This is a genomic window from Cupriavidus ulmosensis (assembly GCF_977008105.1).
Map to the genome: position 1 here is coordinate 2116992 of NZ_CDRMWP010000001.1, position 20523 is coordinate 2137514.

Annotated in this window: 17 protein-coding genes and 1 pseudogene; 9 read left to right on the forward strand and 9 right to left on the reverse strand. The window is 60.8% G+C overall.

Features of this window, described 5'->3' with window-relative positions; translation table 11 throughout:
* Positions 1–52: 52 nt before the first annotated feature.
* The 4 genes from copD to ACWTPI_RS09685 all read right to left on the reverse strand — a co-directional run bounded on the left by copD (position 53) and on the right by ACWTPI_RS09685 (position 4423).
* A complete protein-coding gene (gene copD / locus ACWTPI_RS09670) occupies positions 53–970 on the reverse strand; it encodes a copper homeostasis membrane protein CopD (RefSeq protein WP_454734093.1) in 918 nt (305 codons plus the stop codon).
* Between the two features lie 7 nt (positions 971–977).
* Positions 978–1364 carry a copper homeostasis periplasmic binding protein CopC gene (copC, locus tag ACWTPI_RS09675; protein WP_454734094.1) on the reverse strand — a complete coding sequence of 129 codons (387 nt, stop codon included), beginning with the start codon at positions 1362–1364 and terminating at the stop codon, positions 978–980.
* A 39-nt stretch (positions 1365–1403) separates the two neighbouring features.
* Positions 1404–2321 (reverse strand): copper resistance protein B, encoded by a 918-nt coding sequence (locus ACWTPI_RS09680; RefSeq protein ID WP_454734120.1) that lies wholly within the window; start codon positions 2319–2321, stop codon positions 1404–1406.
* A 218-nt stretch (positions 2322–2539) separates the two neighbouring features.
* Positions 2540–4423, reverse strand: a complete 1884-nt coding sequence (locus ACWTPI_RS09685; protein WP_454734121.1) for a copper resistance system multicopper oxidase — start codon at positions 4421–4423, stop codon at positions 2540–2542.
* Positions 4424–4624: 201 nt separating this feature from the next.
* Here ACWTPI_RS09685 and ACWTPI_RS09690 point away from each other — a divergent pair, with 201 nt between their 5' ends.
* Both ACWTPI_RS09690 and ACWTPI_RS09695 read left to right on the forward strand, forming a co-directional pair.
* Positions 4625–5311 carry a heavy metal response regulator transcription factor gene (locus tag ACWTPI_RS09690; protein ID WP_454734095.1) on the forward strand — a complete coding sequence of 229 codons (687 nt, stop codon included), beginning with the start codon at positions 4625–4627 and terminating at the stop codon, positions 5309–5311.
* Positions 5308–6702 (forward strand): heavy metal sensor histidine kinase, encoded by a 1395-nt coding sequence (locus ACWTPI_RS09695; protein WP_454734096.1) that lies wholly within the window; start codon positions 5308–5310, stop codon positions 6700–6702. The genes ACWTPI_RS09690 and ACWTPI_RS09695 overlap by 4 nt, the downstream gene beginning before the upstream one ends.
* Positions 6703–6817: 115 nt before the next feature.
* Here ACWTPI_RS09695 and ACWTPI_RS09700 read toward each other — a convergent pair whose 3' ends face one another.
* Positions 6818–7891: a porin gene (locus ACWTPI_RS09700; protein ID WP_454734097.1), complete on the reverse strand. Its 1074-nt coding sequence runs from the start codon at positions 7889–7891 to the stop codon at positions 6818–6820.
* Between the two features lie 468 nt (positions 7892–8359).
* On the opposite strand from ACWTPI_RS09700, the gene ACWTPI_RS09705 reads away from it, so the two are divergent.
* Positions 8360–8764 (forward strand): hypothetical protein, encoded by a 405-nt coding sequence (locus tag ACWTPI_RS09705; protein ID WP_454734098.1) that lies wholly within the window; start codon positions 8360–8362, stop codon positions 8762–8764.
* 127 nt (positions 8765–8891) lie between these two features.
* Here ACWTPI_RS09705 and copK read toward each other — a convergent pair whose 3' ends face one another.
* The 3 genes from copK to ACWTPI_RS09720 form a co-directional block, all read right to left on the reverse strand.
* Positions 8892–9176: a periplasmic Cu(I)/Cu(II)-binding protein CopK gene (copK, locus tag ACWTPI_RS09710; RefSeq protein WP_454734099.1), complete on the reverse strand. Its 285-nt coding sequence runs from the start codon at positions 9174–9176 to the stop codon at positions 8892–8894.
* A 682-nt stretch (positions 9177–9858) separates the two neighbouring features.
* Positions 9859–10785 (reverse strand): copper resistance protein B, encoded by a 927-nt coding sequence (locus ACWTPI_RS09715; protein ID WP_454734100.1) that lies wholly within the window; start codon positions 10783–10785, stop codon positions 9859–9861.
* A gap of 38 nt (positions 10786–10823) precedes the next feature.
* Positions 10824–12749, reverse strand: a complete 1926-nt coding sequence (locus ACWTPI_RS09720; protein ID WP_454734131.1) for a copper resistance system multicopper oxidase — start codon at positions 12747–12749, stop codon at positions 10824–10826.
* Between the two features lie 609 nt (positions 12750–13358).
* Between ACWTPI_RS09720 and ACWTPI_RS09725 the strand changes: the two genes are divergently transcribed.
* From ACWTPI_RS09725 to ACWTPI_RS09750, 6 genes are all read left to right on the forward strand, one after another.
* Positions 13359–13556 (forward strand): hypothetical protein, encoded by a 198-nt coding sequence (locus tag ACWTPI_RS09725; protein ID WP_454734101.1) that lies wholly within the window; start codon positions 13359–13361, stop codon positions 13554–13556.
* Positions 13557–13641: 85 nt separating this feature from the next.
* Positions 13642–14208 (forward strand): TIGR01841 family phasin, encoded by a 567-nt coding sequence (phaP, locus tag ACWTPI_RS09730; RefSeq protein WP_454734122.1) that lies wholly within the window; start codon positions 13642–13644, stop codon positions 14206–14208.
* Between the two features lie 322 nt (positions 14209–14530).
* Complete coding sequence (locus ACWTPI_RS09735) at positions 14531–14788, forward strand: hypothetical protein (protein WP_454734130.1); 258 nt, start codon at positions 14531–14533, stop codon at positions 14786–14788.
* A 375-nt stretch (positions 14789–15163) separates the two neighbouring features.
* Positions 15164–16150 (forward strand): IS5 family transposase, encoded by a 987-nt coding sequence (locus ACWTPI_RS09740; RefSeq protein WP_454732083.1) that lies wholly within the window; start codon positions 15164–15166, stop codon positions 16148–16150.
* Positions 16151–16846: 696 nt separating this feature from the next.
* A complete protein-coding gene (locus tag ACWTPI_RS09745; RefSeq protein ID WP_454734129.1) occupies positions 16847–18874 on the forward strand; it encodes a DUF4396 domain-containing protein in 2028 nt (675 codons plus the stop codon).
* A 407-nt stretch (positions 18875–19281) separates the two neighbouring features.
* Positions 19282–20232, forward strand: coding sequence for an NAD(P)/FAD-dependent oxidoreductase (locus ACWTPI_RS09750; RefSeq protein ID WP_454734128.1), 951 nt, complete (start codon positions 19282–19284; stop codon positions 20230–20232).
* A 59-nt stretch (positions 20233–20291) separates the two neighbouring features.
* Here the strand turns inward: ACWTPI_RS09750 and ACWTPI_RS09755 are convergent.
* Positions 20292–20462 (reverse strand): annotated as a pseudogene (locus ACWTPI_RS09755) (transposase); the annotation flags it as partial.
* Positions 20463–20523: the final 61 nt, after the last annotated feature.

Below are 20523 nucleotides of genomic sequence, written 5' to 3' on the forward strand. Positions count from 1 at the left end.
GTTGATGAAGGAAAGAGTGCTCAGCAGTGCCGCGCGGCTCGTGAGGACGACGCTACATGCCCGACGGCGACAGGATGCCGAGTGAGGCGACGAGCGCCAGGATGAGCGTTGCGGCGCTGGTCTCGAACATCAGGCTGCGTCGCAGCGTACGAACGGCTACGGCATGATCTCCGGTTCGGACGGCTCGCTCGAGCTGCGGACTGAGGTGAAAGCGATTGGCCGCTGCAAGGGCGAGCATCGTGGCGAATAGTGCCAGCTTGGACACCAGGAGGCCACCGTAAGACGTGAGCGACAGATCCGGCAGGGCGGGCCCGACGATCAACCAGTAGTTCACCGCACCGGTGATGGTCAAAGTCGCGACGACGATGGTGCCGACTTGGGCGAAGCCGTTGGACGTACGGCTTAACAAGGCGACTTTCCCGGGCGTGGCGGATGGGCGGGACAACAAGACGAACGCCAGGAGGGCGCCCACCCAGGCACCCGCTGCCATCAAATGGGCAATATCGGAGGCAAGGTGGACATAGCGCCGGCCGCCGTCATCCATTGCGCCGTGGCCGCCCCAGGCGAGCGTAGATAGCGCAACGCCGCCCGCGACCGCAAGCACGCCGAACTGCATCGTCGGCTGCCGGCGGGCAAACAATGCGATAGCCACGCAGAGGAGCAGGGCAACCAGCCGCACGGCCCACGCCGCGCCAAAGTCGGTGCCCGTCACAATCATTTCGAAGACGTGGCCTTGCAGCTCCGCGTATGTGGACGCACCGGTCATGCCTTTGGCCATGACGGCAATATTCGCCAGCGACAGGGCGATCCCCAGGGCCGCGACCGCCGCGCAAATCGCCACAAAGCGCGCGCCGATCCGCGACGACATCTCATCACGGCGTAGTGCGTACAGACCAAACAGCGGCAGTCCGAACAGTGTTGTCAGGTCGAAATAGAGTGCAAAGCGCACCGCAATAGTTGCCAAGTCCATTGGCCGCTTACTTGACGGTGAACGCGATATTGCCGTTGATCGGATGCGTGTCAGACGACACGGCACGCCAATCCACGCGGTAGCTACCCGGAGCCAGCGTCTGGGCCGGGGTAATGACCATGGTCTTGGGATCGTCGCTACCGGAGACCTTGGCGGCGACCTTCATCGGCGAATGGTTGGCCATGCCGGGCATGCCGGTCATGACGAGGCTTGCGCCAGAGAACTGGGTCGCCAGGTTCTCCGAGAACTTCAGTTCGATCTTTTGCGGCGCCGAGACTTCGGCTTGATCGGCGGGCGTGGACGACACCAGCTTCGGATGGGCGAAGGCAACGGAACTAGCTAGCATGGCAGCCACAGCCAACGTGGCACGAATGGTGAAGCGGGGCGCTTGCATGGTGAACTCCAAATATATAACGTGGGTTGAAATGCGTGGTTAGAACCACATGCGAACACCCGCCACGAAACGAGTTTCGCCACTACGGCCGCCTGAGGCGCGAACCATGTCGGCGGTGTTGCCAAAGGTCTGATACCGTTCGACGCCGATATACGGGGCGAACTGGCGGCTGAACTCATAGCGCAGACGCAGGCCGACCGCACCATTGGCAAGCCCGTTGCCTACGCCGACCTCCGGGTCGTTCTTGCCGTAAAGATTGGCCTCGATTCTTGGCTGCAGAATCAGGCGCTGGGTAATCAGCAATTCATACTCGGCAGACAGGCGCAGCGCAGTGCGTCCTTCCGTTCCGATATAGCCGGTTGCGTCGACCTCGAACCAGTACGGCGCCAGGCCCTGGACACCGAATGCCAGCCAGTTGCGTGTCGGCCGTCCATAACCGGCATCATTGCGGATACCCAGTTGCGTGTCCCAATAAGTAGCGATCGCATGGCCCCACAGCAACTCGGTGCGGGCCTCGTGGATCTTGCGTTTCTCGGCTTCCCCCTCTGCCTTGATCACAAGCTTGTTATAGGTGCTGCCGATCCACGCTTGAGCCTCGTAGGCGGCAGCATTGCTTTCGTTACCTTTGACCCATTCCAGGCGGTCAACCAGCACCGAGGCGAACAGGTGCTCGTCTGCCATGTGCAGCGACCGGGCCGTTCCGACAGCATACTTGCCTACACCGAGTTGATATCCGCCCGAGTAACCGTGCGGATCGCGCGCGTCCGCAGGAGCGCTTCCGCCTTGCATCTGCATGTCGCCATGGTCCATGCCTTGCATCGAGCCTTGGCCCATACCCTGCATCTGGCCGTGGTCCATGCCCTGCATCGAGTCCTGGCCCATACCCTGCATCTGGCTGTGGTCCATGCCTTGCATAGTGTCCATACCTTGCATTTGGCTATGGTCCATGCCCGGCATCTGGCTGCGCTCCATGCCTTGCGCGCCGTCTGTCTTGCCTTGCGACTTTGCTTTCGGCGCAGGCTTGGCCTTTTCCGAGACGCCGGTCGAAGAGGATTCTGCCTGACTATCTTGTGTGTGGGTGTGTTGCGCCCAGGCGGCGCTCATGCCCGCGGACGCAAGCAAGGCGGCCAGTACTGTTCTTGTTTGTTTATGCATGTGCGTATTCGGTTAAGAGGTCAGGCCACCACCACTTCGCGGAACATCCCCGCGTCCATGTGCAACATCAGGTGGCAATGCCAGGCCCACCGTCCCAATGCGTCGGCAGTGACGAGGAAGCTGATGCGCTGCGCCGGCTGAACGGCAATCGTGTGTCGGCGAGCCTGGAAGGAGCCATCCGGCGACTCGAGTTCACTCCACATGCCGTGCATATGCATTGGGTGCGTCATCATCGTGTCGTTGTGCAGGATGACGCGCAGTCGCTCGCCGTACTTGAAATAGACCGGGGTAGATTTCCCGAATTCCACGCCGTCAAATGACCACGAATACCGCTCCATATTTCCGGTCAGGTGCAATTCCACCTCGCGCCCCGGACCGCGCTTGTCCAACGGACCGCCAATGGTATGCTGGTCGGCCAGCGTCAACACGCGACGCCCGTTGTTGCGCAGGCCGATGCCGGGGTCATCCAGGTTGGTTCGCGCCATGTCCACCCGCATATCGGTGCTGGCGCTGTATTCCGTCTTCGCGTGCCGCGCCTTGGTGCTGGGCACCTTCAGCGATGCGTCAGCCTCCATGCCACTCATGCCACCCATGCCACCCATGGCATGCTGGCTGTGGTCCATCGCCATTGCCCCGTGACCCATGCCTTGCATGCCCATGGAGCTATGGTCCATCCCCTGCATTCCGGCGTGGTTCATGCCTTGCATGGCCATCTCACCGTGATCCATGCCGCCCATGCTGCCCATCATGTCTGCCATGGTGAGCCATTGCGGCTTGTCGACAGCCGGCACCGGCGCAGTCAGCCCCGCGCGCGTCGCCAGCGTGCCGCGGGCATAGCCCGTGCGGTCCATCGACTGGGAGAAGATGGTATAGGCGTCGTCGCGCGGCTCGATCACTACGTCACAGGTCTCGCCCGGCCCGAATCGGAACTCATCAACCGACACCGGTTCAATGTTCTGCCCGTCGACCTGGATGACCTTGAGTTTCAGACCGGGAATGCGCACATCGTAGAACGTGTTGCCCGCACCGTTGATGAACCGCAGACGGACCTTCTCACCGGGCTTGAACACGCCGGTCCAGTTGCCGGCTGGGGTGACGCCATTGGTCAGATAGGTCAGGGTGGCGCCGGACAGGTCCGCGAGATCTGTCGGATTCATGCGCATCTCATTCCACATCTTGCGCTTGGCGAGCGCGCTCTTCATCCCCTCGTTCGAGACGTCGCGGAAGAAATCGATAACCGTGGGCTGGTTATAGTTGTAGTAGTCGCTCTGGACCTTCAACTTCGAGAGCACTCGCATCGGATCTTCATCGGTCCAATCCGAGAGCAGCACGGTGTAGTCGCGATCGGCCTGGACGCCATCTGCGCCGGAGGCCGGATCGATGACAATGCCGCCATACACGCCGGTCATTTCCTGGAAGCCCGAGTGCGAGTGATACCAATAGCTGCCGGTCTGGTCGACCTTGAAGCGGTAGGTGAACGTCTCGCCTGGTGCGATGCCGGCGAAGCTGATGCCAGGCACGCCGTCCATCTGGAACGGCAGAATGATCCCATGCCAGTGAATCGACGTATGCTCACGCAACCGGTTTGTCACCCGAATTGTCACCGTCTCGCCCTGCCGCCAGCGCAGCGTGGGCCCCGGCAACATGCCATTGATAGTGGTCGCCACCCTCGGCGCCCCGGTGAAGTTGACGACCGACTCACCGATCACGAGGTCGAATTCGGTCCCGCGCAACACCGGTGCTGTGCCGTATGAGGCATTATTGGGTTGGTCTGACACCTGAGCCCACGCGCTGCCGCCAAGACCGGACAGCCCCGCCATCACACCCCCGGCAGCCAGACCCTGCACAAACCGGCGGCGCGGAAGGTTGGGCAGCACAATGCCAGACGGTCGATCACGTCGCATGAAATAGTCCTTTTTTGCTTGAATGGCCGCGTCGGAAGGCGGCATGGAAAGAGTAACGAAAATGAGGCTACGGTCAACTTACCTGAACATTACATTCCGGTAAGGTAGAAGTCACTCGCGAAGCGTCTGGGTAGACTACCTCGTACAGGGCCAGTCCAAAAGGGCTGGCCACACGATCTCAAAAAAAGGGGAGGCGCGAACGTGAAGCTGCTGGTAGTGGAGGACGAATCCAAGACAGGTGAGTATTTGCGTCAGGGGCTGACCGAGGCCGGATTCGTTGTCGACCTGGTCGCCAACGGACTTGACGGACAACACCTGGCGCTCAACGAGGCATACGACCTGATTATCCTCGACGTCATGCTGCCGGATCTCGATGGCTGGCGCATTCTGCAGACCATCCGGGCCGCGGAGAACGCGGTCCCGGTCTTGTTTCTAACTGCCCGTGACAGTGTGGCCGACCGGGTCAGGGGACTGGAGCTTGGCGCCGACGACTATCTGGTGAAGCCGTTTGCCTTCTCGGAGCTCTTGGCGAGGGTCCGGACGCTGTTGCGTCGCGGCACCGTACAACTGGCGATGGACCGCATCCAGGTGGGTGACCTGGTGTTGGACCTGGGCCGGCGTCGGGCTTCGCGCGCCGGTCGCCGCATCGCGCTCACAAGCAAGGAGTTTGCGCTGCTCGAGCTGCTCGCCCGTAGGCGCGGAGAGGTCTTGCCGCGCTCGCTGATCGCCTCCCAGGTCTGGGATATGAACTTTGACAGCGACAGCAATGTGATCGATGTGGCCATTCGCCGCTTACGGGCGAAGATCGATGACGATTTCGAGACAAAGCTGATCCAGACCGTTCGCGGCATGGGCTACGTCCTGGAAGCGCCGGAGGAACAGGAATGACGCATCGCCTGTCATTGACGATGCGCTTGACCATCCTGTTCTCGCTCTCGTCTGCGGTCGTAATGCTCGGTCTGGGCGTGCTGATTTGGCTGGCGATGGATCGCCACTTCGCCAACGAAGATTATGTCGTGTTGGGTGACAACATTCGCCTGATCCAAAGGATCGCTGAGGAGAGCCCGATCGACCGGTTGCCGATCCGGCTCCAGGAAATGGTCGAGCATCATTCTGGGTTCGTCGTGCAGGTGCAGACCGCGCAAGGCCACAGCGTCTATGCTACCAAGGGCTTCGATTTCGGGACAGCCTTCGAGGCCATCTGGCGGCAGTCCGCGCAGGATGACACCTTTGTCTGGCAGCAAAACGGGCAGGAATACCGCGGCATGCGTGCGCAGGCGACAGTGGCAGACGCGAGAACCGGGCCCTTGAACATCGTCGTCGGCATGGATACCGAAATTCATGCCCACTTCATGCATGCTTTCCGCCAATCGCTGGCGTTCTATACGACCCTGGCTGTCGCAGCCAGCGGCCTGTTCGGCTGGTGGGCCGCGCGGCGCGGGCTCGCACCGTTACGGATGATGGCCTCGCGCGCCAAGGGCGTGACCGCGAACAAGCTGGACGCGCGCATGCCGGTGGAAGCCGTGCCGGTCGAGATGGCCGATCTGGCGGCAACGCTGAACGCGATGCTGGAGCGGTTGCAGGATGACTTTCGACGGCTATCGGAATTCTCTTCCGACCTGGCTCATGAGTTGCGCACCCCGATTACCAACCTGATGACCCAGACGCATGTCGTACTGTCGCAGCCGCGCGACGCGGCAAAGTATCGGGACGTTCTCGCCTCCAATGCGGAGGAGCTGCAGCGGCTTGGGCGGATGGTCTCCGATATGCTGTACCTGGCAAAGATGGAGCATGGCATCACGCTGCCCAACGAGGAAGCCATCAACGTGGCCGACGAAGTGCAGGCGCTGTTCGACTTCTATGATGCGCTGGCTGAGGACAAAGGCGTGAATCTGCGGCTACAGGGACAGGCACGGATCGCCGGCGACCGCCTGATGCTGCGCCGGGCACTCAGCAACCTGCTCTCCAATGCGCTGCGCTACACACCAGAAGGAAAGCAGATCGTGGTCGAGGCGCGGGAGCAGCCCGGTCATGCCACCATCGTGGTGGAGAATGAAGGCAAGGAGATCAGTCCCGATCTGCTGCCCTCGATTTTCGATCGCTTCTTCCGCGCAGACAAGTCGCGGACCCGGGCGGATTCCGATAGCGTAGGCTTGGGACTATCCATCACCCAGGCCATCATGGTCGCGCATGGCGGTCAGATTTCGGCGGAGTCGTCGGGCGGCAAAACGCGCTTCATCCTGACGTTTCCGCGCAATCGAGGTGAGGGCCGCCTCTAGCCGGTCTCTTCAGCCGTGGGGCCAGTATGGAGCGACCACCGAGATGTAAAAATAGCCACGGCGGTACGCCGTGGCTACTGGCCCTTCGGTAAAAGGACCTTTCAACTGCTTCCGCTTAGAACTTGTGCCGAACGCCCAGCACAACGCCCGCCTGATTGTCGCCCGGGACGACATTGACCGGGGCGTCACTGCTGGCATTGAAGCCGTTCAAGCCAAGCTGCGAGCCGCCCTTGTTGCGGACATAGCCGACATTGAAGTACACGTCGGTTCGCTTGGAGAAGGCGTAGTCAGTCGACGCAACGAACATCAGCGGGTCGGCTCCGGAACCTCGCACATCCGTATAGTACGCCGCCCCGGTGAGAGACAAGGCCGAGGTCAATTGATAGCGTAGGCCCGCCCAGTACAAGTTGGAGCGTGTGCCGGTCGCGGATGCCGAGATATTGCCGTTGAACCAGCGGTAGCCCGCATAAAGCTTCGCGGGCCCGATCCCGTAGCTTACGCCAACGAGCGCACGCCGGTCCTTCAGCCCCTGCAGGGCAACCGTCGGCCCCCGGTATTCGTCGTAAAGGGCGCCGACGGACAGCGGCCCGACGGAGTACACCAGGCCCGCGCTCATTTCCCGATCCACCTTCGGCTCGCCGGGGACTTCGCCGCCGCCGGTGCGGCCGAAGCTGTAGAGCGCCATCGCGGTCAGGCCGCCGAAACTGCCCTTGTACTTGACAGCGTTGTCCGCGCGGCCGGCAATGGTGTCATCGCTCTTGTAGAGCGAGTATCGCGGGGCAAATCCCATCGGATCAAACTGGATAGCCGTGTCATAGAGCACGGTCGTCTGCCGGCCCAACGTCAGCTGACCGTATTGGTTGGATAGGCCCACCAGGGCGCCGCGGTCGAATAAGCGCCCGGCGCTGCTCGATTGCGCCGTGTCGAGGGAAAAACCGCTCTCCAGCTCGAACAAGGCTCTGAATCCGCCTCCCAGATCTTCAGTTCCCCGCAGGCCCCAGCGCGATGTCGACATGTTGCCAGCGGACATGCGCACGAGGTTCTTGCCGCCGCTTGACGACGGGGCATTCGATAGATACTCGATCCCGACATCGGCCACGCCGTACAACGTGACACTCGACTGAGCATAAGCGCCAACCGACAGCGATCCGAGCAGCATGCCAGCAGCCGTCATCCCTGTTTTTTTCATAGCGTCTCCAATTCGACACGTTTTTTTGAATTCAACAGGAATTGAAGTCTAGAGAGAGAAAGGTTACCGCGACATGCGAGGAGGTTACATTGGGGACCCGGATGAAACTTGCGCGCTGACGCTCGGTCGAATCGCAGCACCTCACGTGCTGCCATCGTCGTCGCGTTTAAATGGGGCTGCGCCTCCGTACGCGGCGCCGTCGTGCCGGGAAGCGGCGCAACCTTGTAATCGCCGGGTAATCTTCCTGTCAGGCTTGGCGCCTAGAATCTGTGGCTCGCCCGCGCAAGCAGAGCGCAGGGGCCGGGGCGATGCATACCGAGCGCGCACGCAACAGCTTGTGCCAACGTAGGTACGACGCCGAGACTGGCCGAGGGAGTCTTATCAAGCGGCGCGGCCCGCCCGATATGGAATCCTGTCTTCGGATCCTTGAACACCAACGTCCTCATCGCCCATCAAGGGAGACGTAGATTGATCCTCATCCGAGCCGGTTTCGCGGCGTTGTTTGCTGTTGTGAGCGTTACAGCGTCAGCGCACGTGCCGATTATCGATCTCGATCGCGGGCCTTCCGCTTTCTTGCCCAATAACGTGTCAGTGGCGGAAGCGCGACCGGCAGAGTGGGTCATAGACGTCGCGGCTTCGTCGAGTTCGACATGGAGCCGAAAGCTTGTCGCAGGCGAAGGCTGTGTGCTCGTCCTGCAGAACGCCGCTAACGAACCTGCCGGGGTCACCATTGTGATTTCGCAGGATGACGCCGGGCAGGCGATGCCCGGCACCCGACCTGTTTCGTTGCGGATTCCGGGGCAGGGCCGTCATGCCTTGACGCTGCAGGCCTCAAGGCCGTTGAGCGTGTTGGTGTACTCAGCAATCAGGTAAGGTAGCAACATTTAGGAAGATGGGCGCGATTAACGATGGCAGCGCCAAGGCGAGAAGGGCGCCGCCCGAAATGAAGCGCCCCCCGCCGCGGCGCTCCAACTGTGCTCAAGCGGGCGGCGGCGTACTCCTAGCCGCCTTCGCGATGGCCCTTGATCAGCGCATCGTCAAGGCGGAATACTTCATTCCCCTTCATGAGGATCTTGGTTCCGTCCTTGGTTTCCATGACCTTGCCATCGGGCATGCTCACGGACTTGCCGAACTTGTTTTCCATGCCCATCTTTCCGTCTTTGAAGACGTGAACCTTCGAGCCGTCCTTGAGCTCGTAGGTTTTGACCACGTTGGCCTGGTCGACCGCAAAGGCGGCGAAGGAAAGTGCGGCAATAAACGTTGCAACGGCAAATTTGCTTTTCATCTTAAGGCCTCCTTTGGATCGATAAAGACAACGTACAACTGAGTGTCCCGGGGTTAGCGACGTGAAAGGTGAGAGTGTGCAGGCGGAGCAGCCGGGCGTGGCGTGTCGCACTCACGATTCGGCCGCTCCTTGTCTCGCGATGACTTGGTTGGTTGCGAGGTGCCCAAGGCGCTGCCTTGATGCTTGAACAACCGGTGCCTTGGGTTCACGCCAAGCGCATACTGCAGCTTCTCACTGTCCCTCTGCTCAGTACGGTGCGGCGTCGACCCTTGGTCCACGGGCGGGCCCGCTTTGATGAGGACGGAGCCAGGATCCTCGTAGGACCACGTTCCCAAGCCATTTCCGCTGTCGTTCATCGGCGCCCAGGCAAGCCGAATCGCCAGGACCGGGCCCGGCGCCACGGCCAGCGTCGCGCCGCTGACCAGGACAAGCAACCTGCCGACTTTCATTCTATATTCCTGAGCGAGTTGGCCGGCGACAACGCAATGCTTCCGAATGTGGCAATGCGTAGCCGGCCGCGTCACCTTGTGGACCCTCTACACCCATCATAATGTGCATTCTATGTCTTGCAGTCGGCGTCGGAAGGCTGGCTACGAAATGTAATCCCTTTGAAAGCTGACTGTTATCCTGACGCGCACGTTCACGCGATCGGGGCACCGTACTCAGCCTTGCGTGTCATCTGTCAGAACCAGATGCGCACGCCGGCGACGATTTGCTTGTCGGTGGTCCGCTCCCCTGCAGCACGCGCCAGGTCCGCGGTATTGCCGAGCTTCTTGCCCCACACCACGCCGATGTATGGCGCAAACTGTCGTCGGATTTCATATCTGAGGCGCAAGCCGATCTTCAGGTCCGAGATGCCGTTACCAATGCCCCGCGCCTCATCCGCCTTGCTGTAGGCATTCGCCTCGAATTCTGGCGTCAAAAGCAGGCGTTGAGTGAAGCGAATATCGTAGGTGGTTCGCACTCGGGCCCCAGCGCGCCCGGAGGACCCGACGTAGGCCGTGGCTTCTACGTCGAACCAGTACGGCGCGAGGCCCTGTACGCCAAAGGCCGCCCAGGTCCGCGGCGGCCCATTGCCAAAGTCTTGACGGACGCCCAGTTGCCAGTCCCAGAAGGTCGCGAAAGCGTGCCCCCACAGCGCTTCAGCTCGGGCTTCCTCCGTCTTGCCGTAGAGGCGGGATCCCTCCGACTTGAACCATAGCCGGTTGAGGTCCTTGCCGACCCAGGCCAGTACGTCCCACGATAGACCAGACCCGCCCGGCGCCTTGACGTACTCCAGTCGATCGAACAAGACTTGGTAGTAGATATCGTCATCGGCCATCGTATCGCCGGGCATCGGTATACCCTTGTCCGGATCCGACATCGGCACCCGGGGTTCGTTCACCTGGATGATCATGTTCGCACCGGCGGAAGCGGAAGGATCGGTCGCAGTGCTGCCACGCTCGGCTTTACCATCTTGGGTGGTCGTCGGCGGCGTCATCGGTTCGCCATGCGCCATGCCTGGCATCGGGGCCATGTGCGGAGCCATCGTTTGGGCAAGGGCGCTATTGAGCTGGGCACCGGCCAACAGTGCGACGCCCGCCAGGAGTGATTGACAGCGGTTCAGCACGTGAATCTCCCGGGCATTTGTTGGCGTGGTCCTCTGCATTAGGCGACTACGACTTTGCGGAACATGCCGGCTTCCATGTGATAGAGCAAATGGCAATGAAACGCCCATTGCCCTGGCGCATCGGCGGTTACCAGAAAGCTGACTTTCTTGGACGGCTGCACATTGATGGTGTGCTTTCTGACGAGCGCCTTTCCTTCGTCATTCTCCAGCTCGCTGAACATGCCATGCAGGTGCATTGGATGGTTCATCATGGTGTCATTGACGAGCGTGATGCGAAGGCGCTCGCCGTAGTAGAGCCGGATCGGCTCGGCCTGGGAGAACTTCTTGCCATCGATCCCCCAGATAAAGCGGCGCATGTTCCCGGTCAGTCGTAGTTCGAGCTCGCGGCTTGGCGGGCGTTTGTCAATCACCGGACCGACCGTTTTGAGGTCGGCGTAGGTCAGCACCCGCCTGCCGTTGTTGCGCAGTCTCGGCCCCGGATCGGACAGCGAGCCAGAGGGATTCATTGAGCGCATGTCGACCTGTGGCCCCATGCCACTCATGTCCCCCATGCCGCCCATGGCATGCCCCATCTCATTGCTAGCCTTCTCCATGCCAGGCATCACGGCCGGCTTGTCATGATCCATCCCGGCCATCGCTGCAGGCGCAGCCAGCGTCTGTCCGGACATGGCGGACATGTCATGTGGCGCCGCTCCGGGTTGGGGGGTCATTGGCTGCATGCCGTGCGCACTCGACATGGTGTCCATGCCCATGTCACGCATGTTCACGTTTCCCGTGCCCATGTGTCCCATATTCATATCGCCCATATCCATGTCACCCATGCCCATGTCGGCCATGGTGAGCCAGGTCTTCGGGTCCGGCTTCGGGACTTCTGCGCGCATGCCGGGCTCTGGCGCGAGCGTTGCCCTCGCGTAGCCGCTACGGTCCATCGATTGGGCGAAGATCGTATAGGCCTTGTCGGCTGGCATCTGCACGACCACATCGTAGGTCTCGGCCACAGCGATGCGAATCTCGTCGACCTGTACCGGTTCGACATCCTGGCCATCGGCGGATACAACGGTGAGTTTCACCCCTGGGATGCGCACATCAAAGGTCGTGGTCGCCGATCCGTTAATGAAACGTAGCCGCACGCGTTCGCCCGCCTTGGCAATGGCAGTCCAGTTGGCGTCCGGGGTAGTGCCGTTGACCAGGTAGGTATAGGTGGCAGTGGAGATATCAGCCAAATCGGTGGGATTCATCCGCATCTGGTTCCACATGGCGCGTTTGGCCAAGGCTTGTGACAGCCCCATCTGGGACACATCTCTGACGAAATCCCCCACCGTTGGCTGTTGGAAATTATAGAAGTCGCTCATTTTCTTCAAATGCGCGAACACCATCTCCGGGTTTTCATCCGTCCATTCGCTGAACATGACGACATAGTCGCGGTCCACCTTGATCGGATCCGGTTGCATCGGCTCGATGACCAGCGGACCGTACAAGCCGGTCTGCTCCTGGAATCGGGTATGCGCGTGATACCAATACGTGCCGGCCTGACGGACCTGAAAGCGATAAACGAACGTCTCGCCAGGCGCGATGCCAGGGAAGGAAATCCCCGGTACGCCGTCCATTTGGAATGGCAACAGAATGCCGTGCCAGTGAATTGAGGTCTGTGTATCGAGATGGTTCGTGACGCGAAGCGTGACCTCGGTGCCTTGCTTCCAGCGCAGGATGGGGGCGGGGATGGACCCATTCACACTGGTCGTCGGCCGGATACGGCCGGTGAACGCCATCGGCGTCGCGCCGATTGCCAAATCAAACGATGTGCCAGTCAGCACGACGGGATGATCCTGGCTCTTCAGGGCCCAAACGCCTCGCGAATAAGCGCCGACAGTCGCCAGGCCGCTGGCCGCGGCCAAGGTCCCCAGCAAGCGGCGACGGCTCAGGGAAACAGAACTGCGAGCGGCATGGCTATGGCGTTCGAACACGTTGGCTCCTCGCGCATTTGTCAGCGTCCACTTAGCATAGTGTGCCCTGCGCTGAAGCAAAAGCCTCTTCCCCGCCATTACCGATACCAAGGTATTGCTGGCCACCGACGTGTCATCGTCGCGTAATGTTCCCGTAAGGTAACGAACCTAATACAGCCGATTTAATCTTCTGGCTCGCGAATTGCTGCCACTTGGGCGCGTCTCGGTCGCATCCCTATCGGCTTAATCAAGGAGCTTTGCCATGCAACGACCGCCTTGCGAGCCCCGTTGCACGCGGGTATCAGACGTCACTAGCCTAGGCAGTTCAGAAGCGTCGACCACATTGCCGTGCATTCCGCGGACACCCTTTGCCTGCCCCCTTCAACGCAGGGTCCGATGTCGCCTGTTGACTGGCCAGGTGGCGAGAATTTGATCCAAAGCGTTCACAGAATCTTCATGTCACACCTTGATCAATCGACGTTCGCGGTATTGAATGGATTCTCCCGGCGCGCAGCGCAGGGACGCCGGGCAGCAAGAACATCGCCGTCTTCGCCGCCTGAATCGAGCTCCTCTGCGACGGCTATGAATGCAACTTCCCAGCAGTCCCAAGCCGAAATCCAGGAGTCAAGGATGCTGAGTCCTCATGAAGTGGCCACTCTCTTACTCGTCAAGGATGCACCGGATCACGCTGAACTGGACCGCGCGGTCCTGGAAGCCCTCCTCGAACGCGAACTGGTACAGCTAGAAAGGCTTGACTCGGGCCAGCGACGCCCCTGCATCACCGCCAGAGGCGGCGCCATCCTCAACGCCATTGCACGCATTCGCTAACTAGCCCATCCCGACGTCCCGCCGCACGATCCGCGTCGTTCTATTCCGCGCAAGCGTGTACTGGTCAAATCTGAGGAGACCCATGATGACTCCGTGGTCCGCTGAGCAAATCGCCGCAGCGCAACAAGGCAATCTCGCCATCGTGCTTGGCCTGACCAACAAGGCCCTCGAAGGCTTTGAAAGGCTGGTCCAGCTTAACCTGCAAGCAATAAGGTCGACGCTGGCAGAAACGCGGGAGAACACACAGACGGCGCTTGGCGCCGAAAACCAGCAGGAGTTGCTAGCCTTGCAGGCCAGCATGATCCCGCAGATCGGCGAGAAGGCGCTGTCGTACCAGCGCCAGCTCATTGAGATCGCAACGGCCACTCAGGCCGAATTCGCCAAGGTCGCCGAAGCGCAATATGAAGCGCAAAACCGCCGGATGCAGGAGCTCATCGACAATCTGGCAAACAGCACACCAGCGAGTTCGGAGAACGCGGTGGGGGCACTGACCTCGGTGATGACCGCCACTAATAAGTTCTGTGAAGCGATGTACCAGACCGCAAAGCAGGCGGTCGAGGTCGCCGAACAGAACCTCAGTGCGGCGAGCAACACGGCGTCAAAGGCAGGCAAGCAGGCGGTCGAGCACACCTCGCGGTCCGCGAAGGCATAACGCTGGCGACACGCCGCTGCGGCTGTCGTCCTACCACCGCCGCGAGCGGCGAGCCGCTCCTTTTTTGAGGAGGCGGCTGGTTGAGACGATCGGCCTTCGGTGGCCAAGTATGGCGGCGTCCCGCCCACTGTCTCGGATCCGTGCGCAGCGTTACGGCCAGCGGGAGGCGTGTGGTGCGGAGCGACTATCATGGCAATAGCCTGTCGTCCAGGTGCCGATGCAGCGGCGGCCAAGCGTGAAGAGGCAACGGCGTTCCAGCATCTCTTGGTGCCAACCGATGGGTCGGCACTCTCGGAAGGCGCGGTCGGTGTAGCGGTGCAACTTGCCAAGGCAATTCAGGGCCGAGCTCACCGGCCTGCATGTCATCTCGGAGTACCGCGTCTTCAGCCACCGCATCGACATGCTGGAGGATACCCGGGAGCGCTACGCGCAGTTTGCTGAGCAGCACGCGGAGCAGTATCTGGGCGTGATCGTCCAAGCGGCCGAGGACGCGTCGGTGGTCGTGCGACCATCTGCGTCACCAGTCATCGCCCTTATGAGGCGATCATCCAAGCTGTCGAGGCGCGGAACAGCGACCTGATCCGACGGCATGACGGCGATCGCCCCGCCGTTGTGCCGGGAGCAACTGGATGACCGAGGCCGAACTGCGTGTTGAGCTACTGCGCCACGAACTGAGCGAGGTGCGAGACAGGAGCGCGTGGCCGCCGACGAGCGCGGCCACGCCGAGGCGGTCGCCACGGCGCAGGCGCGCTACGAGGCGCTGTCCAAACGCTCATGCGCCTCAAGCGGTGCCACGGCTCGCTGGGCGACCCCAACGCGGCCGGCGGTGCTCAAGCTGCGGCCGTCGCATGATGCTGCTGTCGAATATAAGGAAAGACTGATTTATTCAGAACGAAAGTCATCGTTGGGTGGCTTGTAAGCGTTGTCATATGCATGCCCAAGAGATGAGTCGGAGATGAAGCGACAGATCAGTTTTGCGGAAGCGGAAAGCCACGGTAAGAAGCGGGTGACGCGCCGCCAGCGCTTCCTGACGGAGATGGAAAGCGTGGTGCCGTGGTCGCGCCTGATTGCGGCGGTCGAGCCGTACTACCCCAAAGGCAAACGCGGACGGCCGCCGATCGGTCTGGAGCGGATGCTGCGCATTTACTTCCTGCAGCAGTGGTACGGGCTGTCGGACGAGGCACTGGAAGACGCGCTGTACGACAGCGTGGCGATGCGGGCGTTTGCCGGGATCGACCTGGCAGTCGAAGCGGTGCCAGACGCGACCACGCTCCTCAAGTTTCGCCGCATGCTCGTCGAGCATGAGCTGACGCGAAAGCTGTTCGACGAGATCGGCATCATGCTGTGCGAGCGTGGGCTGATGATGAAGGAAGGCACGATTGTGGATGCCACCATCATCGAGGCGCCACCTTCGACCAAGAACAAGGAGAAGAGCCGCGACCCGGAGATGCACCAGACCAAGAAGGGTAATGAATGGCACTTTGGCATGAAGGCGCATGTCGGCGTGGATGCGGCTTCGGGGCTGGTACACAGCGTGGTGGGCACTGCAGCGAACGCGTCGGATGTGTCGCAGGCGCATGCCTTGCTGCATGGTCACGAGGAGCATGCGTTTGGCGATGCGGGCTACACGGGCGTGGAGAAGCGCGACGAGATGCAAGGCAAGTCCGTGAAGTGGCAGGTGGCCGTCAAGCGCGGCAAGATTAAGACGATGCATGACGGCACCGTCAAGGACTTGCTGATCGCCGTCGAGCGGGCCAAGGCCCAGATTCGGGCGCGGGTCGAGCATCCGTTCCACGTCATCAAGAATCTCTTTGGTCATCGTAAGGTTCGCTACAAGGGCCTGGTCAAGAACACGGCGCAGTTGCTCAGCCTGTTTGGTCTGGCGAATCTGGTGCTTGCCAGGAAACCGTTGTTGGCCTCACGGGGGAGCAGTCCGTGCTGAGCGCGCCAAGCGCGCCAGGAGAGGCGCAAAACCCGGGAAAAACCGTGCTGAATTGGTCTTTCTCTCCCGCATTGCGAAAACCGAAGTCAATAGCCTGAGCAACATCACGCGCAAAGCTCATTGATCAGCATTTCCCTAGGAGCGCGGGCGCTGCGTACCGTGCCGGCTGAGCAGGCGCCCAGCCCGGAGATCGTGCTGACCCGGCTGATCCACACCCACCGTCGCCGCTTCCAAGCTGTCCCTTCACCCGAGGGGCTGGCGATGCCGGACATGTTCGCCCCAACCCCACTGAATCCGTGGCTGGCGACCCAGCACCCTGACACCTTTGCTTGGCTCGCACGGGCCGGCCGCTTCACCCAGCCCCTCCGGCGCCACCAACACGTTGGGGGCCAGCGACGACGCCCAGGCCCCTGGCCCTCTTCCTGCGCAACCGCGCCCTATGCCGGCCGACCGCTATCGTTGGCTCGTCCGGAAGCCGGGGCGACAAGCACCGCGGGCGAACAGACTTCTCGGGATACACGCGCGAGACGATATCTGCTACTGTTTTTACTATCCGTCCACCCGGGAACTGACAAGGTCTCAGTAGCGGAGCGCGGAAATGTCGGGCCTAGCAACGGTTGCAGCAGGCGCTATCACTGAGCTATGCGATCGGTCTGCCGCGGCAGTTAGTTTAGTTAACTTGGGATCGGCCTTGTGTTGATTCAACCCATCGATATTTTCGTCCATGCCTGGCTGGTCATAGCGGTGCTGTCGGCCGCTTACGTGGCGTGGGACCAGTTCACCGGCAACCCCGAACCTGCGGTGATGAAATGGGGTTTTGTGCTGGTGACCCTCTATATGGGCCCGATCGGCATGCTCTTGTATGTCATGGCGGACAAGGAACCCATGCCAGGCGGCCACGAAGATTTCGTCAAGCCCCTCTGGAAACAAGGAGTAGGCTCCACCGTCCATTGTGTCGCTGGTGATGCCACCGGCATCCTGGTGGCGGCAGTCATTACGGCTATGGTCGGATTCCCGATGTGGATCGATCTAATCGTCGAATATACCGCGGGCTTCCTCCTCGGCCTGCTTATCTTCCAGGCGCTGTTCATGCGCAAGACGATGGGCGGCAGCTACACCGAGAACGTGCGCCGTAGCTTCCTGCCCGAACTCATCTCAATGAACTGCATGATGGCCGGGATGGCGCCCGTCATGGTCTACTTGATGATGGGGCGCGACATGCGCGCGATGTGGCCCGGCGAGCCGATGTTCTGGATGGTGATGTCGCTCGGCATCGTCGCCGGCTTCGTTATCGCCTATCCGGTCAACGTGTGGATGGTTTCGCGCGGGATGAAGCATGGGCTGATGACCGAGCGCGGGAACTCCATGCCGGTGAAGACGCATGAAAGCAAGTCCTCCCACGTCGGCCAGGACAAGCCGTCGTCGGGTGCCACCGGCGGCATGGCGGGCATGGATCATGGCGATGTGCGAATAGCGAAGGCGGCTGCCGCAAGCGCGGGGCCTCTGGGTGGCGGCACCAGCGTGCAGAAGAACTCCAAGACCACCGCCAAGGTTCCCGGAGACAAGATGCGCAGTGCTGAGCCGGGCGGTGGTCATCGCATGCACACCGATGTGACTCGGCCGCAACTGGTTGCAGTCACGGTATTCAGCTTGCTCATGTTGATCGCCGGCATGACCCTGCCCGCGGCTTTCTTCAACCTGCGGCTGACAGCAGAGGAGGTTGGCGGGGCGATCATGCCGCCGGGCATGATCATGACCCAGGAAACGCCGGCCGCCGCGATGCTGGACATGGCTGCGGTCGACCCGCGCGATGCTACGGCCAGTTACGGTTTAGAGCAGGCCGGAGCGCAAGTGCTCGCGCCGCACCTCGAAGGCGGCGTCAAAGTCTTCAACCTGGAGACCTCCGTCATCCGCTGGCAGATCCTGCCCACTGTTTTCGTCAATGCCTACGCCTTCAACGGTCAAGTGCCGGGCCCGACGCTGCGTTTCCGCCAAGGTGATCGAGTGCGAATCAACGTGATCAACCGGTTGCCGGAAACGACGACAGTGCACTGGCACGGATTGATCCTGCCGAATGTCATGGATGGCCCCGCTAACGTTACGCAAGCGCCAATCGCAAACGGTAACATGTACCGCTACGAATTTACCGCCGTGCAGTCCGGAACCTATTTCTATCATTCACACGATCACGTCGACCGACAGCAGGCGTTAGGACTTTATGGCGCCCTGATCATCGATCCGGCGAATCTTGGAGACGAGCTCACCGCGGATCACGAATACACGCTCCAGTTGCAGGAGTGGTTGGTTCGGGACGGCCTGACGTACCCCGCCATGCCGATGGAAGGCGGCTTGCCGAACTACTTCACTATCAACGGCCGCGCCTACCCCGCGACCGACACAATCAAGATGAAGGTGGGAGAAACGCTGAAAGTCCGCTTCATCGGCTCCAACAGCGGTTTCATCCATCCCATGCACATCCACGGCGGCCCGTTCGTGGTGGTCGCGCGCGATGGCGAGACCCTCGCTACTTCGGACCGCTTCAAGGCGGACACTCTGAATGTCGGCCCAGGACAACGCTATGACGTAATCTGGACGGCCCTCAAGGCGGGAAAATGGATGATTCATTGCCATATCTCGCACCATACAACCAACAACAATACCGAGCAGCATGGCGGCGGCGGATTGATGATGCATATCGAGGTGGCCGGCGACCCAAAGACCTGAGAGGAAGCGCGCGAATGAAGTAATCGATCCACGCGCGGGACTGGCGATACTCCGGCCATGCGCTGCCGTCCACTCCACGTCCATTCGTAAGCAAGCTGCTACAAGATGACGCGCAAGGGGGCTGAAAATCATAAGCTAGTGTTAATGGCCCGCCAGGCTGGCAGCGGCTCTCCCGTTCCAAAAGGTTTCATCGCGTCCCGTCACAATGTCGCCGCCGTACCGGTGATGGAAGCGCTATACCCGGTGCGCCTATACTATGGTCGGATCCCGACGCTGGCCTATTTGAGAAACCGCCAGGGTGCAGTAAGGTCTTCTGTTCGGCGGTGCATTCTCCTGTTGTCACTTTTCTTTGGTTGTCACGAAAGGTCGAACGCACGAGAGCGCGGAAGACGGTACCGGAGCCTGAAATGAAGAATGACTCTGCATTAGAGCGGGTCGACTGCCTAGTAATTGGGGCGGGAGTTGCGGGGCTTACCGCGGCTACCTACCTGGCGCGGTTTCGGCGTCGCATACAAGTGATCGACGCGGGCGAGAGCCGCGCCTCGCTGATTCCCCTTTCCCATAACTGCCCAGGATACCCGAACGGTATCTCGGGCCACGACCTGCTTGCACGGCTGCGCGCCCAAGCTTCGCGTTTTGGGGTCAGCATCTCCACCGGTACGGTAAACAAACTCATCAAGCAACAGGACGGAACATTTTTGGCATCGACGGAACAAAGGCAGATTCAGGCTAGAAAAGTGTTGCTTGCCACTGGCGTCATCGACATCGAGCCCGCTTTCCCCGGTCTAACAGATGCCATTCACTGCGGTTTGGTACGCCACTGCGTTATCTGCGACGGCTACGAGGTTATCGGTAAGAAGGCGGCGGTGATTGCGCAGGACAACGAAGCTATAAAAGAAGCCCTGTTCATTCGCACGTATGCGTCGGAGCTGACCCTGTTCACGCTCGGAAACAAAGTCGCATTATCCGAGGAAGATCATCAAAGACTCAAAGCAGCCGGAATTGCCGTCGTTGAAGAGGGAATTCCCGCGTTGCGCGTGGAAGGAACGAGGATCGCAGCCCTGCAAACGCACAGCGGAAAGGAATACCAGTTCGATACCCTGTACTCTGCTCTGGGAGGCAATGTGAGGTCAGATCTCGCCTTCGCCTTGGGCGCGGCTCTCGCGCCCGACAAGACTCTGATTGTTGACCAGCACATGGCCAGCACAATCGCCGGCCTATATGCGGCGGGTGACGTAGTGCATAGTCTCGATCAGATCGCCGTTGCCTTTGGGGAGGCCGCTATCGCTGCCACATCGATGCACAACAGCCTAAACACGGAAGGATGGGTGGTCGGCTACCATCACGAGTGCGGCTGACAAAGAGCATTCTGTCCCTTTAGCGGGGATTAATCTCCTCGGAGAGGATGCGCCAGCGCATCACCTTCGCCGTAGAGCTTCGCATCTGTGTTGTCGACAACCAGATGCAGCGGCTCGCCGCTACGCAAAGAGGGCAGCACTACATCCATCTTCTGGGCGCGGCGACTCAGCGTCGTGTAATTCGGCACTGGCAAGTCGGCGAAGGCAAGCTTGCGAACGCTGTGGGCAAAGGAGACCTATCGCGAGCTGAAAACGGTATCGTGCGAGCACGGCCCGTTTGAAACGCGAGCC